Origin of the sequence: Streptomyces sp. SID5785 (genome assembly GCF_009870065.1) — a bacterium.
In the GTDB taxonomy this organism is placed as follows: domain Bacteria; phylum Actinomycetota; class Actinomycetes; order Streptomycetales; family Streptomycetaceae; genus Streptomyces.
On the sequence record NZ_WWIA01001072.1, the window covers coordinates 1 to 13,985 of the forward strand.

The 13,985-nt window shown below is 74.4% G+C and carries 15 protein-coding genes; 4 read left to right on the forward strand and 11 right to left on the reverse strand.

The genetic code is table 11. From position 1 onward, the window contains the following. The 3 genes from GTW43_RS34700 to GTW43_RS34710 all read left to right on the forward strand — a co-directional run. Positions 1-1,194, forward strand: a 1,194-nt coding sequence (locus tag GTW43_RS34700) for an ADP-ribosylglycohydrolase family protein (protein WP_161305947.1), incomplete at its 5' end; no start/stop codon positions are given. Further along, positions 1,191-2,441 carry a CoA transferase gene (locus GTW43_RS34705; protein WP_161305948.1) on the forward strand — a complete coding sequence of 417 codons (1,251 nt, stop codon included), beginning with the start codon at positions 1,191-1,193 and terminating at the stop codon, positions 2,439-2,441. The genes GTW43_RS34700 and GTW43_RS34705, both read left to right, overlap by 4 nt. Further along, on the forward strand, positions 2,438-3,391 hold the full coding sequence (locus GTW43_RS34710) for an aldolase/citrate lyase family protein (protein WP_343246209.1): 954 nt from the start codon (positions 2,438-2,440) through the stop codon (positions 3,389-3,391). Before GTW43_RS34705 ends, GTW43_RS34710 begins: the two co-directional genes overlap by 4 nt. A gap of 13 nt (positions 3,392-3,404) precedes the next feature. Here the strand turns inward: GTW43_RS34710 and lgt are convergent, their stop codons facing one another. The 10 genes from lgt to hisI all read right to left on the reverse strand — a co-directional run bounded on the left by lgt (position 3,405) and on the right by hisI (position 12,266). Then, a complete protein-coding gene (gene lgt, locus GTW43_RS34715; RefSeq protein WP_161305949.1) occupies positions 3,405-4,430 on the reverse strand; it encodes a prolipoprotein diacylglyceryl transferase in 1,026 nt (341 codons plus the stop codon). Between the two features lie 81 nt (positions 4,431-4,511). Next, on the reverse strand, positions 4,512-5,282 hold the full coding sequence (locus GTW43_RS34720) for a thioredoxin domain-containing protein (RefSeq protein ID WP_161305950.1): 771 nt from the start codon (positions 5,280-5,282) through the stop codon (positions 4,512-4,514). A 68-nt stretch (positions 5,283-5,350) separates the two neighbouring features. Then, on the reverse strand, positions 5,351-6,169 hold the full coding sequence (gene trpA, locus GTW43_RS34725) for a tryptophan synthase subunit alpha (RefSeq protein WP_161305951.1): 819 nt from the start codon (positions 6,167-6,169) through the stop codon (positions 5,351-5,353). Then, complete coding sequence (gene trpB, locus GTW43_RS34730; RefSeq protein WP_161305952.1) at positions 6,166-7,455, reverse strand: tryptophan synthase subunit beta; 1,290 nt, start codon at positions 7,453-7,455, stop codon at positions 6,166-6,168. The genes trpA and trpB overlap by 4 nt, the downstream gene beginning before the upstream one ends. Before the next feature lie 292 nt (positions 7,456-7,747). Further along, on the reverse strand, positions 7,748-8,557 hold the full coding sequence (gene trpC / locus GTW43_RS34735) for an indole-3-glycerol phosphate synthase TrpC (protein WP_161305953.1): 810 nt from the start codon (positions 8,555-8,557) through the stop codon (positions 7,748-7,750). A gap of 163 nt (positions 8,558-8,720) precedes the next feature. Beyond that, complete coding sequence (locus GTW43_RS34740; protein WP_202502324.1) at positions 8,721-9,110, reverse strand: DUF2752 domain-containing protein; 390 nt, start codon at positions 9,108-9,110, stop codon at positions 8,721-8,723. 181 nt (positions 9,111-9,291) lie between these two features. Further along, positions 9,292-9,549, reverse strand: a complete 258-nt coding sequence (locus GTW43_RS34745; protein ID WP_161305955.1) for an HGxxPAAW family protein — start codon at positions 9,547-9,549, stop codon at positions 9,292-9,294. Between the two features lie 138 nt (positions 9,550-9,687). Continuing rightward, positions 9,688-10,344, reverse strand: a complete 657-nt coding sequence (locus tag GTW43_RS34750; RefSeq protein ID WP_161305956.1) for a TIGR02234 family membrane protein — start codon at positions 10,342-10,344, stop codon at positions 9,688-9,690. Positions 10,345-10,398: 54 nt separating this feature from the next. Beyond that, positions 10,399-11,889 carry an anthranilate synthase component I gene (locus tag GTW43_RS34755; protein ID WP_161305957.1) on the reverse strand — a complete coding sequence of 497 codons (1,491 nt, stop codon included), beginning with the start codon at positions 11,887-11,889 and terminating at the stop codon, positions 10,399-10,401. Between the two features lie 11 nt (positions 11,890-11,900). Then, positions 11,901-12,266: a phosphoribosyl-AMP cyclohydrolase gene (gene hisI / locus GTW43_RS34760; RefSeq protein WP_161305958.1), complete on the reverse strand. Its 366-nt coding sequence runs from the start codon at positions 12,264-12,266 to the stop codon at positions 11,901-11,903. Positions 12,267-12,349: 83 nt separating this feature from the next. Here hisI and GTW43_RS34765 point away from each other — a divergent pair, with 83 nt between their 5' ends. Continuing rightward, positions 12,350-12,985 carry a TIGR03085 family metal-binding protein gene (locus GTW43_RS34765; RefSeq protein WP_161305959.1) on the forward strand — a complete coding sequence of 212 codons (636 nt, stop codon included), beginning with the start codon at positions 12,350-12,352 and terminating at the stop codon, positions 12,983-12,985. Here the strand turns inward: GTW43_RS34765 and GTW43_RS34770 are convergent. Further along, on the reverse strand, positions 12,948-13,985 hold a 1,038-nt coding region (locus GTW43_RS34770), incomplete at its 5' end, for an MFS transporter (RefSeq protein WP_161305960.1). The two genes, GTW43_RS34765 and GTW43_RS34770, sit on opposite strands and share 38 nt — an antisense overlap.

Here is a 13,985-nt window from a genome sequence, read left to right on the forward strand (position 1 = left end):
CGGGCACTCGCCGAGGAGTTGCTCGACGAGCTGGCCCGGCTGCCCGCCCCGGACGGCGGCACCGAACCGGTCCCCCGGCCCCACCCGCCCGCGGTCCGGCAGGGCGGCGCCCGGCCGGACCCGGAGCGGGAACGCGACCGGCTGCACGCCGCCTGGCTCGGCCGGGCCGCCGGGTGCCTGCTCGGCAAGCCCGTGGAGAAGCTGCCGCTCGAAGGTATCCGCGCCCTCGCCGGGGCCACCGGCAACCGCCCGCTGCGCACCTGGTTCACCGAGCGCGGCCTCGACCCCGTGCTCGCCCGCACCTACCCGTGGAACCGCCGCTCCCGCGCCACCTCCCTCGCCGAGAACATCGACGGGATGCCCGAGGACGACGACCTCGACCACCCGCTGCTGTGCCTGCTGCTGCTGCGGCGCCACGGCCGGGACTTCACGACCGAGGACGTGGCCCGGCTCTGGCTCGACGAGCTGCCGGCCGGGCGCACCTTCACCGCCGAGCGCGTCGCGTACCGCAATCTGCTCGCCGGGCTCGAACCGCCGCTGACCGCGAGCCACCGCAACCCGTTCCGTGAGTGGATCGGCGCGCAGATCCGCGCCGACGTCTACGGCTGGACCACCCCGGGCGACCCGGCGCGCGCCGCCGAACTCGCCCGCAGGGACGCCTCGCTGACCCACACCGCGAACGGCGTGTACGGCGCCCAGTTCGTGGCGGCGGCGCTCGCGCACGCGGCGGGCCCCGTCCCGACCACCGTCCACGAGGCCCTGGGCGCGGGCCTCGCACACGTCCCGGCCGGCTCCCGGTACGCGCGCGCCGTCCGCTTCGGCATCGACGCGGCGCGCGCCGAACCCACCGGCACCGCCGCCGGGTTCGAGACGGTCGTGGACCGGCTGCACGCCGCGTACGGCGACCACCACTGGGTGCACGTCCTGCCCAACGCGGCGCTGCTCGCCGCCGCGCTCACCCATGCCGACGGCGACTTCGCGGGCTCGATCTGCCGGGCCGTGTCGGGCGGCTGGGACACCGACTCCAACGGGGCGACGGCCGGCTCGCTCGCCGGGCTCCTCGCGGGGCACCCCGACGCCCTCGGCGAGCACTGGACCGCCCCGCTGAAGAACCGTCTCGCCAGTACGGTCACCGGCTTCGACGGCATCGGCTTCGACGAACTCGCCCGGCTCACCCTGGAGGCCCGCGCATGACGACACCCCCGCCCACGCACCCGGCGTCGACGAGTCCCCCGCCCGTGCAGGATCCGCCGGCCGGCGGCCCGCTCGCGGGGCTGCGCGTGCTGGACCTGGCCACGCTGTTCGCCGGCCCGCTGTGCGCCACGATGCTCGGCGACTTCGGCGCCGAGGTCGTCAAGGTCGAGCACCCGCGCCGCCCCGACCCGTCGCGCGGGCACGGCCCGGCGAAGGACGGCGTCGGCCTGTGGTGGAAGCTCCTCGGCCGGAACAAGCGCACCGTCACGCTGGACCTGTCGACGCCGGGCGGCCGCGAGGTCCTGCTGCGGCTGGCCGCCGGGGCGGACGTCGTCGTCGAGAACTTCCGCCCCGGCACCCTCGAACGCTGGGGCCTCGGCTGGGACGAGCTCAGCGCCGCGAACCCGCGCCTTGTCCTGGCCCGCGTCACCGGCTTCGGCCAGTTCGGGCCGTCCGCGCGGCGGCCCGGTTTCGGCACGCTGGCGGAGGCGATGAGCGGCTTCGCGGCGATCACCGGCGAGCCCGACGGGCCGCCGACCCTGCCGCCGTTCGGCCTCGCCGACTCCATCGCCGCGCTCGCCTGCTCCTACGCGGTGATGGCGGCGCTGCGCGGGCGGGACCTGACCGGACGCGGGCAGGTCGTCGACATGGCGATCATCGAGCCGATCCTGACCGTGCTGGGCCCGCACCCCGTCTGGTACGACCAGCTCGGCTACGTCCAGGAGCGCACCGGGAACCGGTCCACGAACAACGCGCCGCGCAACACGTACCGCACCGCCGACGGGAAGTGGGTCGCGGTGTCCACCTCCGCCCAGTCCGTCGCCGAGCGCGTGATGCACCTGGTCGGGCGGCCCGAGCTGATCGACGCGGAGTGGTTCGCCACCGGCGCCGGGCGCGCCGCCCACGCGGACGAGCTGGACGCGGCGGTCGGCGGCTGGATCGCGGCACGCGGCCGGGACGAGGTGCTCGCCGGGTTCGAGAAGGCGGAGGCGGCGGTCGCACCGGTCCACGACATCCGGGACGTGATGGCCGACGAGCAGTACGCGGCCCTGGGCTCGATCGTCGAGCTGCCCGACCCGGAGCTCGGCTCGGTCCGCATGCAGAACGTCCTGTTCCGGCTCTCCGGGACGCCGGGCGCGATCCGCTGGACCGGCCGCCCGCACGGCGCGGACACCGACGAGGTCCTCGGCGGGCTCGGCCTGACCGGGGCCGAGATCGGGGCGCTGCGCGCGGCGGGTGCGGTGTGACGCCGCCGCCCGGCGGCCCGCCGTTCGGCGGTCCGCTCCTCCTGACCTGGCTGTACGCACCCGGGGACCGGCCCGAGGTCGTCGCCAAGGCGCTGGACTCGGGCGCGGACGTGGTCCTCGTCGACCTGGAGGACGCGGTCGCCCCCGACCGCAAGGCGTACGCGCTCGACGCGACGGCGGAGCTGCTCACGCAGCGGCACCGGGTCCCGGTGCACGTGCGGGTCAACGCCCTGGACGGGCCGCTCGCCGAGCTGGAGGTGCGCCGGCTGAGCCCGCTGCCCGGCCTGGACGCGCTGCGGCTGCCGAAGGTGCACGACGTGTCCGATCTGGACCGGGCGCTCGACTGGGCGGTCGAGGTGCCGCACTGCTACGCCCTGCTCGAGTCGGCCCTCGGCGTCGAGCAGGCGTTCGCGATCGCGGCGCATCCGGCGGTGCACGGCATCGCGCTCGGCGAGGCGGACCTGCGCGCCGACCTCGGGATCACGGCCCCGGCCGGGCTCGCATGGGTGCGCGGCCGGGCCGTGGTCGCCGCCCGCGCGGCACGGCTGCCGCCCCCGCCGCAGTCCGTGCACCCGGACATCCGCGACCTGGCGGGGCTCGCCCGGTCCTGCGCCGAGGGCCGGGCCCTGGGCTTCCTCGGCCGGATGGCGATCCATCCGCGCCAGCTGCCGGTGATCGAGGACGCCTTCCGGCCGACGGCCGCGGAGGTGACGGCGGCCCGGGAGGTCGTCGCCGCGGCGGCCACGGACGCGGGGGCGCTGGCCCTGCCGGACGGGCGGTTCGTGGACGCGGCGGTGGTCGCGGGGGCGCGGCGCACCCTGGCCCTCGCGGCGCGGTGCGGGCAGCAGCACGGGGACCGGCGCGGTCCCGGGCCCCGGACCGCGGACGGGGACGGAAACGGGGGCGCCGGACCCGTACGGTCCTGCGCCCCCGTCGACGTGCGGAGCTGACAGCGGTCGGGCGTCAGCCCTTCTTGGCCCCGGCTCCCGCGCCGTTCTCGGCGGTGTCGCCCGACCCGGACGCGCTGTCGTCCGGGTCGCCGGCGGAGTCCTCCGGCGCGGCCTTCTTCAGATCCGGCGTGCCCTTGTCAGGGTCGGCCGCGTCCTTGGTTCCCGCGTCCTCGGTTCCGGCGTCCTCGGCCGCCGCTCCGTCCCGGTCCTCACCGGAGGCGTCCGCGCCCGGCTCGACGATCTCCTCGCGGCCCGGCCGCGTCCTCGCCGAGACGACCATGTAGAGCACGGCGAGCAGGAAGACGAAGAGCGCGGTCCAGTTGTTGAGCCGCAGACCGAGGATGTGGTGCGCGTCGTCGACCCGCATGTACTCGATCCAGAATCGGCCCACGCAGTACGCGGCGACGTACAGGGCGAACGCCCGGCCGTGTCCGAGCTTGAACCGGCGGTCCGCCCAGATGACGAGCAGCGCGACACCGATGCACCACAGCGACTCGTACAGGAACGTCGGGTGGTAGTAGCCCGGCACCCGGCCGTCCGTGTCGGAGGTGATGTGCAGGGCCCACGGCACGTCGGTCGCGCGGCCGTAGAGCTCCTGGTTGAACCAGTTGCCCCAGCGGCCGACGGCCTGGGCGAGGACGATGCCGGGCGCGATCGCGTCGGCGTACGCCGGGAGCGGGATGCCGCGGCGGCGGCAGCCGATCCAGGCGCCGACCGCACCGAGCGCGATGGCGCCCCAGATGCCGAGGCCGCCCTCCCAGATCTTGAAGGCGTCCACCCAGTCACGGCCCGCGCTGAAGTACAGCTCGTAGTCCGTGATCACGTGGTAGAGACGCCCGCCGACCAGGCCGAACGGCACCGCCCAGACGGCGATGTCGGCCACCGTGCCGGGTCGGCCGCCGCGGGCGATCCAGCGTCTGTTGCCGAGCCAGACGGCCACGAAGACGCCGATGATGATGCAGAACGCATAGCCGCGCAGCGGAATGGGGCCGAGGTGGACCACTCCGCGGGACGGACTGGGAATGTAGGCAAGTTCCATGGCAGGGTCGACGCTACCGTGCCGGACGGCACCGCCGCCGGGCGGCCCGGCAACGGTTCCATGACGACTTGCCCGGTCCCCCTACTTGTTCGCCGCCTCGACCAGCTGCTTGAACTTGGCCGGGGTCAGCGTGTTGTCCTCCATCAGGTTCTTGCCGTCGAGCAGGACCGTCGGCGTGCCGGTGTGGCCCGCGTCCTGGAAGGCCTTGTACGACTTCTGGATCCAGGAGTCGTACGTGCCGTCCTTGACGCACTTCTCGAACGTGTCCGTCGGCAGGCCGTCGACCTTGCCGGCCAGCTGGATCAGCTTGTCGTCGGACGCGTAGGCGTCGTCGGTCTCCTCCGGCTGATTCTCGAACAGGACGTCGTGGTAGTCGCGGAAGCGGCCCGCGTCCTGCGAGCACGCCGCCGCGTTCCCCGCGCGCAGCGAGCCGCTGCCGCGCAGGTTCCCGTCGATGAGAGTGACCGTGTGGTACTCGACGCGGAGCTTTCCGGCGTCGGTCAGCTCGTGGATCGCCGAGCGGTAGGTGTTCTCGAAGGACTTGCAGGCCGGGCAGCGGAAGTCCTCCCACACCGTGAGCGTGGACTTCGCCGATTCCTTGCCGACGGGGATCGCCAGCCGGTCCTTCCCCGACGCGCCCTTCGGGGCCGTCACCGGGCCCGAGGCGTCGCTGGAGCTGTCGCCCGAGTTCGCGGCGACGACGCCGATCACTGCGGCGAGCCCCAGCACGCAGACGACGGCGGCGCCCACGATCAACGTCCTGCGCCGCTTCTCCGCGGCCTTCTGCTTCTCGCGCTCGACGGCCAGCCGCTCACGGGCCGTGCGCTTTCCCTCACGGTTCTTCTCGCTCACACCCGCGCCAACGAACCGGGGAGGCGCGAGCGCGCCTCCCCGACCCCACTTCCACCCGTACGGGTGACCTACTGCCGTCCGGCCCTGACTCCTTCGGCCAGTTCGGCCGCGAGGGTGCGGACCCCGGCGAGACCCGCCGCCTCGTCCTCGGCGTCCAGCATCCGCTTCACGAAGGCGGAGCCGACGATGACGCCGTCGGCGAAGGCGGCGACCTCCGCGGCCTGCCGCGCGTCGGAGACGCCGAGCCCGACGCAGACCGGCAGGTCGGTCGTCGCCTTGGTGCGGCGGACGAGGTCCTGGGCCTGGCTGCCCACGGACTCGCGGGTGCCGGTGACGCCCATCAGGGACGCCGCGTACACGAAGCCCGAGCCGGCCGCCGTGATCGTGGCGAGCCGCTCGTCCTTGCTGCTGGGGGCGACGACGAACACGGTGGCGAGCCCGTGCTTGTCGGCGTGCTCCCGCCAGGTCGCCGACTCCTGCACCGGCAGGTCGGGCAGGATGCAGCCCGCGCCGCCGGCCTCGGCGAGCTCGGCGGTGAAGCGCTCGACGCCGTAGATGTAGATCGGGTTCCAGTACGTCATGACGAGGACCGGCTTGCCGGTGGCCTCGTGCGCCTCGCGGACGGTGCGCATGACGTCCTTGATCTTGAGGCCGCCGCGCAGCGCGATGTCGTCGGCGGTCTGGATGACCGGACCGTCGAGCACCGGGTCGGAGTGCGGCAGGCCGACCTCGACGACGTCGGCGCCGCCCTCGAAGGCGGCCTTCACGGCCTCGATGCCGCCGTCGACGCTCGGGAAGCCCGCGGGCAGGTAGGCGATGAGGGCGGCGCGGCCCTCGGCCCGGGCGCCGGCCAGGGTGTCGTTCAACAGGTGGACGTTGCCGCTCACTTGGCGTCTCCCTCGATCTCGGCGGTGTCGGCGGCGTCGGCCGCGACCTCGGCGTCGGTGCCCTCGTCGTACAGGCCGAAGTAGCGCGCGGCCGTGTCCATGTCCTTGTCGCCGCGGCCCGACAGGTTGACGACGATCAGGCCGTCCCTGCCGAGCTCCTTGCCGATCTCGATGGCGCCCGCGAGGGCGTGCGCCGACTCGATGGCCGGGATGATGCCCTCCGTACGGGACAGGAGGCGCAGCGCCTGCATCGCGGCGTCGTCGGTGACCGCGCGGTACTCGCCGCGGCCGCTGTCCTTCAGGTAGGCGTGCTCGGGGCCGATGCCCGGGTAGTCGAGCCCGGCCGAGATCGAGTAGGGCTCGGTGATCTGGCCCTCCTCGTCCTGGAGGACGTAGGAGCGCGAGCCGTGCAGGATGCCGGGCACACCCGCGGTCAGGGTCGCCGCGTGCTCGCCGGTCTCGACGCCGTGCCCGGCCGGCTCGCAGCCGATGAGACGGACGTCCGCGTCGGGGATGAAGGCGTGGAACAGGCCGATGGCGTTGGAGCCGCCGCCCACGCAGGCGACGGCGGCGTCGGGCAGCCGGCCCGCCTGCTCCTGGATCTGGCGGCGGGCCTCGACGCCGATGACCCGGTGGAAGTCGCGGACCATGGCCGGGAACGGGTGCGGGCCCGCGACCGTGCCGAAGAGGTAGTGCGTGCGGTCGACGTTGGCGACCCAGTCGCGGAACGCCTCGTTGATGGCGTCCTTGAGGGTGCGGCTGCCGGACTTCACGGCGATGACCTCGGCGCCGAGCATGCGCATGCGGGCCACGTTGAGGGCCTGGCGCTGGGTGTCGATCTCGCCCATGTAGATGGTGCAGTCGAGGCCGAACAGCGCGCAGGCGGTGGCCGTGGCGACGCCGTGCTGGCCCGCGCCGGTCTCGGCGATGACGCGGGTCTTGCCCATGCGCTTGGTGAGCAGGGCCTGGCCGAGCACGTTGTTGATCTTGTGCGAGCCGGTGTGGTTCAGGTCCTCGCGCTTGAGGAAGACCCGGGCGCCGCCGGCGTGCTCGGCGAACCGGGGCACCTCGGTGAGGCTGCTCGGGCGGCCCGTGTAGTGGACGAGGAGGTCGTCGAGCTCGCGGGCGAACTCCGGGTCGTTCTTGGCCTTGTCGTACTCGACGGCGACCTCGTCCACGGCGGCGACGAGCGCCTCCGGGATGAACGTGCCGCCGAACTCCCCGAAGTAGCCCTCGGGGCTCGGGATGTGACCGTCGGGGTCGGGGATGAAGTAGTCGCTGGGCATGCGGTTGTACCTCGCGGGTGATCGATGTGCGGGCTGCCTTGGATGTACCTACACGCCGTAGGCACATGGGCACGTACGCGACGGATGCGCCGTCGTGGCTGGTCGCGCAGTTCCCCGCGCCCCTGCGGGGCGCTCTAAACAGGCGCCCCGTGCCATCGCATGCCGTTGATCTGGCCCGGCTCCGAGCCGATGTGGTAGCGGACCCGGCGGCCGCGCACGCGTCGCGCAGGCGCCCGGCAGCCGCGGGGGCGGCAGCCGGGGGCGAGGCGGGCGGCGATGGGCATGTCGGAGGTCAGGACCTTCCGTGGCGCAGCGCCGGGTGGGCGCCCGCGGCGACGAGGTCGGCGACGGCGGCCCGGGGGTCGCGGCCGGTGACGAGGGACTCGCCGACGAGCACGGCGTCGGCGCCCGCGTTGGCGTACGCGATCAGGTCGTGCGGGCCGCGCACGCCGGACTCGGCGACCTTGACGATGTGGTCCGGGATGTCCGGGGCGACGCGCTCGAAGGTGCCGCGGTCGACCGTGAGGTCCTTCAGGTTCCGCGTGTTGATGCCGATCACCTTGGCGCCCGCGTCGACGGCACGCTCCACCTCGTCCTCGTCGTGGGCCTCGACGAGCGGGGTGAGGCCGATGGACTCGGCCCGCTCGATGAGGGACTCCAGGGCCGGCTGATCCAGGGCGGCCACGATCAGCAGGGCGAGGTCGGCGCCGTACGCGCGGGCCTCCCACAGCTGGTACGAGGTGACGATGAAGTCCTTGCGCAGGACCGGGATGTCGACCTTGGCACGGACGGCCTCGAGGTCGGCGAGGGAGCCGCCGAAGCGGCGCTGCTCGGTGAGCACGGAGATGACGGACGCGCCGCCCGCCTCGTAGTCGGCGGCGAGCGCGGCCGGGTCGGCGATCGCAGCGAGCGCGCCCTTGGAGGGGCTGGAGCGCTTCACCTCGCAGATGACCTTGACGCCGTCGCCGCGCAGGGCCGCCACGCCGTCCCTGGCCGCCGGGGCCTTCGCCGCGCGGTCCTTGAGCTCGTCGAGGCTGACGCGCGCCTGCCGTTCCGCGAGGTCGGCACGGACTCCGTCGATGATCTCGTCGAGCACACTCACGCGAGCGGATTCCCTTCTGGCAGGTCCCGGGGCAACCGGATGGTCTCTGTGATGGTATCCGCAGGAAGGCGAAGGCTCCGCATCCGGTTGACCGCGGTCCCACTCCGTGGACAGCGTCACGGACGCTCTGACCTGCGGCCCGTCGGGGCGGGAGCGCATGGGGTCAGGGGGTCAGGAAGCCGCCGAACGGCAGGTTGCGTACGACCGTGAAGGCCAGTACGACGGCGCCGGCCGCCCACAGATGGATCCGGCCGAGCGCGGGGGCGAAGGCGCGGCCGCGCAGCGCGCGGAGCGTCCACACCACCCAGACGACGGCGAAGAGGGCGTAGCCGGCGACCGCGAGGGCGTTGTCCCCGACGGCGCCGGCGAGGTCGCCGTGGGCGACGGCGTGGGCGCTGCGCAGTCCGCCGCAGCCCGGACAGAAGGCGCCGGTGAGCTGGAGGAAGGGGCAGCCGGGGTAGTGCCCCGGCTCGTTGGGGTCGACGGCGCCGACGTAGCCGAACGCGGTGACGACGGCGGCGAGCGTGCCCACCGGGACGGCGATGCGGCGCAGCGCGGAGCCGGGCGCGGCGGGCGGCGCGGGGTCGGCGTGCTCGGCGGGGGCCCGGGTCTCGCTCGTCTCGACGGTCACCCGTGCATTGTGGCCCGGCGCGCACGGCGCCGCCCGTCCACGGACGCGAAAGGGGCGGTGCGGCGATCTGCTCGCCGTACCGCCCCCGGGGTGCGTGCGGGGCTCAGGCCTCCGAGCCCGCGGCCTGCGGGGCGCCCGCGGCGACGTGCGGGAGCTGCAGCTCGGCGCGGCGGGGCTTGCCCATGCCGGCCAGGTGCATGACGCCGCCGACGACCGCGGCGAGCGCGAGCAGGGCCATCCCGGCCCAGAATCCGGCGACGCTGCCCATCACCATGAAGGCGCCCCCGACGATGAAGCCGATGAAGGCGATGATGACACCGGTCCAGGCGGCCGGGGTGTGTCCGTGGCTGGCATCCGCCATGGCTTGCTCCTCATTGCTGATGGGTGTTCTTACGGCCCATGTGTACGGCCCATGTGTACGCAGGGCGTACGACGTTCGTTTCCATTGTCCCGTACCGCCGGACGGCGCTGAACCGGGGGTCGGCGGGGTCCTGCGGGGTCATGCGGTGCCGGTCGGGTCCTCGCCTCGGTCCAGGGCCTTCCACAGGTCCTCGGGGCGGTCCGGGTCGACGGCCCGGGGCTGGCGGGGGCGCGGGGCGCCGGAGCGCTCGTAGCGGCCGCCCATCGAGGGCCAGGCGGCGCCGTAGACGACGGCGAGGATCCCGGCGATCAGGATGAGGGCGCCGCCGCCGGCCGCGACGTAGGGCCAGGCGGTGTGGGTGAGCGCGTCGATCGTGGTCGAGGCGTCACCGGCGGCCTGGGCGGCCTTCTCGTCGAGCGCCGAGCTGTCGTCGGCGCCGAGCACGGCGGCGGCCACGGCGCCCGCGCCGCTGAGCGCGAGCAGCGCGGCGACGAGGACGCGGCCGACGCGGCGCACGGCGAAGACGGCGACCAGGGCGGCGAGCCCGACGATCGCGAGGGCGGCGGGCACACCGGTCACGTCGCTGCCCTTCGCGGTGAGCGGCAGCTCGCCGCCCGCGACGGCGGCGATGCCCGAGCACCACTCCTGGCGGGAGGCGAGCAGCGCGACGGCGGCGCCCACCGCCCCGAAGAGCAGCGCGATGCCGAGACTGCGCCGGCCGGTCCGGTTCGGACCGTCGGGGTCGGCGTCGGCGGCGTCGGTGCGGGGGTGGGGTACGGCAGTCACGTACTCCACTATCTCTCTTCGCCCGCGGTGCGCGGGCGCCGGGGGCGGGAGGCGTGCGTCACGTCACAGCCGGTTCGCCGTGTGGACGGCCCGCAGGACGGCCGCCGCCTTGTTACGGCATTCGGTGTCCTCGGCGACGGGGTCGGAGTCGGCGACGACGCCCGCACCCGCCTGGACGTAGGCGGTGCCGTCGCGCAGCAGGGCGGTGCGGATGGCGATGGCGGTGTCGGAGTCGCCCGCGAAGTCGAGGTAGCCGACGCAGCCGCCGTACAGGCCGCGCCGGGACGGCTCCAGCTCGTCGATGATCTGCATCGCGCGGGGCTTGGGCGCGCCGGAGAGGGTGCCCGCGGGGAAGCAGGCGGTGAGGACGTCGAAGGCGGTGCGGCCCTCGGCGACCTGCCCGGTGACGGTCGACACGATGTGCATGACGTGCGAGTACCGCTCGACGGACATGAAGTCGACGACCTCGACGGAGCCGGGCTCGCAGACCCGCCCCAGGTCGTTGCGCCCGAGGTCGACGAGCATGAGGTGCTCGGCGCGCTCCTTGGGGTCGGCCATCAGCTCGTCGGCGAGGGCCTGGTCCTCCTGCGGGGTGGCGCCGCGCGGGCGGGTGCCGGCGATGGGGTGGACCATGGCGCGGCCGTCCTCGACCTTGACGAGGGCCTCGGGGGACGAGCCGACGACGTCGAAGGCGCTTCCGTCGCCGCAGGGGAAGCGGAACAGGTACATGTACGGCGACGGGTTCGTGGCCCGCAGGACCCGGTACACGTCGAGGGCGCTCGCGGTGCACGGCGTCTCGAAGCGCTGCGAGGGGACGACCTGGAAGGCCTCGCCCGCGCGGATCCGCTCCTTGATGTCGTCGACGGCGTCCTGGTACTGCGTGCCGCCCCACAGCGCGGTGTACTCGGGAAGCTCGGACGGCGGGAGCGCGGCCGGGGGCGACTCCAGGGGCTTGCCGAGGTCGGCCTCCATCGCGTCGAGCCGGGCGACGGCGTCCGCGTGGGCCTCGTCGACGCCGGTGTCGAGGTCGTTGTGGTTGATCGCGTTGGCGATCAGCAGGACCGAGCCGTCCCAGTGGTCGAGCACGGCGAGGTCGCTGGTCAGCAGCATCGTCAGCTCGGGCAGCCGGAGGTCGTCGCGCTCCCCCGGGCCGATCTTCTCCAGGCGGCGCACGATGTCGTAGCCGAGGTAGCCGACCATGCCGCCGGTGAACGGAGGCAGGCCCTCGTCGTGGTGCGGGGTGTGCAGTGCCTCGACGGTGGCGCGCAGCGCGGCGAGCGGGTCCCCGTCGACGGGGACGCCGACGGGCGGGGTGCCGAGCCAGTGGGCCCGGCCGTCCCGCTCGGTCAGCGTGCCGGCGGAGCGGACGCCCACGAACGAGTAGCGGGACCACGACCGGCCGTTCTCCGCGGACTCCAGGAGGAACGTGCCGGGGCGCTCGGCGGCGAGCTTGCGGTACAGGCCGACGGGGGTGTCGCCGTCCGCGAGGAGCTTGCGGCTGACGGGGATCACGCGGCGGTCGGTCGCGAGCTTGCGGAAGGTCTCGAGGTCCATGGCCGCCGACCCTACTGGCTCAGCGGGAGGACGTCGGCGTCGAAGCAGGTGCGGTCGCCGGTGTGGCAGGCGGCGCCGACCTGGTCGACCTTGACGAGCACGGTGTCGGCGTCGCAGTCGAGCGCCACGGACTTCACGTGCTGGACGTGCCCGGAGGTGTCGCCCTTGACCCAGTACTCCCCGCGGCTGCGCGACCAGTAGGTGCAGCGGCCCGTGGTGAGGGTGCGGTGCAGTGCCTCGTCGTCCATCCAGCCGAGCATGAGCACCTCGCCGGTGTCGTACTGCTGGGCGATGGCGGGCACCAGGCCGTCGGCGCTGCGCTTGAGGCGTGCGGCGACGGCCGGGTCGAGGTCGCTGGGGCGGGAGGTGCTGGTCATGTCTGCCATTGTGCCGCGCCCGGATGACCCGGCCGGTGGCCGTCCACTGTCCGGACGGTGGGGGCGGTCGTAGGCTGGCGGTCATGTCGACCCATGCCAAGCGTGAACGGCTCCTGCTCGCCGATCTGTTGGAGGCCGCGGGCCCGGAGGCCCCGACCCTGTGCGAGGGGTGGAACGCCCGGGACCTCGCGGCCCATGTGGTGGTGCGCGAGCGCCGTCCGGACGCGGCGGGCGGCGCCTTCGTGAAGCCGCTGGCCGCCCGCCTCGAGCGGGTGCAGGCCGAGTTCGCGGACAAGCCGTACGAGGAGCTCATCCAGTTGATCCGCACCGGTCCGCCGCGCTTCTCGCCGTTCTCGGTGAAGCAGCTGGACGAGGCGGCGAACGCGGTGGAGTTCTACGTGCACGCCGAGGACGTGCGCCGCGCACAGCCGGACTGGACGCCGCGCGAGCTGGACCCGGTCTTCTCGGACGTGCTGTGGTCCCGGCTGGAGAAGATGGCCCGGGTGATGGGCCGCAGGGCGCCGGTGGGCCTGGTGCTGCGGCGCCCGGACGGCCAGACGGCGGTCGCGCACCGCGGCACCCCGGTCGTGACGGTCACCGGGGAGCCGCCCGAGCTGCTGATGTACGCGTTCGGGCGGCAGGGCGCGGCGAAGGTGGAGATCGAGGGCGACGAGGCGGCGATCACACAGCTGAGCGAGACGAAGGCGCTGGGGATCTGACCGCTTCGTCCGGGGCCTTCGGGGTCTCCCGGACGCGGAGCCAGAGCAGGGCTCCGGCGGCCACGCCCACGACGCCGGGCAGCCAGGCGGCGGGGCCGCCGGGCAGGGCGCCCGCGACGAGGCCGCTGAGGGCTCCGGCGAGCTGGAGGGCGAGCGACTGCACGGAGAGCGCGGTGGCGCGGCCGGAGCTGTCGGTGCGCCGGTGCAGGAAGTCGTTGAGGCAGGGCGAGGCGAGCCCGAGGCCGACGTAGACGAGGACGTAGCCGGCGACGGCCGGGGCGAGGGTGCGGGTCGCGGCGGTCGCGCAGAGCACGGCCAGGCCGAGCAGGGCGATGAGTTCGGCCACGAGGACGGCCCGCTCCCCGCCGTGGACGACGCGGGCCACCCAGGGGGCGAGCCGGTTGCCGAGCGCGGTGGCGGTGAATCCGGCGCAGGCCAGGCCCGCGTAGAGGACGGCGCCCGAGGAGGCGGCGCCGGTCGCGTCGGCGGCGCGGGACGGGGTGAGCAGCTCGACGACGCCGAGGGCGCTTCCGGCGGCGGCCATGGTGAGCATGATGCGCCGGACCATGATGTCGCGGGTGGCGAGCCGGACGCCGTCGCGGGCGGTGCGCGGCACGTCGGCGAGGACCGTGCGCAGGTGCACGGGCGGGCGGGGCGGCTCGGGCAGGGCGACGAGGACCTGGACGACGTAGAGCACGCAGCAGACGGCACCCGCGAGGAGCGGGACGGACAGTGGTGTGACGTGGCCGCCGGTGGCGCGCTCCAGGTGGGCGCCGAGGTCGGGGCCGAGGCCGAGCAGCCAGGGCACGAGGCCGCCGAGGATCGTGCCGAGGGCGAGGGCGGCGGAGGAGGCGGCGGAGCCGCGGGCGAGGCCGTCGCGCAGGTCGGCGTCGGGGCCGAGGTCCGCGTGCACGGTGTCGACGTACCAGGCCTCGGCGGGTCCGCTGTTGAGCGCGCGTCCGGCGCCCTTGAGGACCATGGCGAGGGCGAACACCCAGGA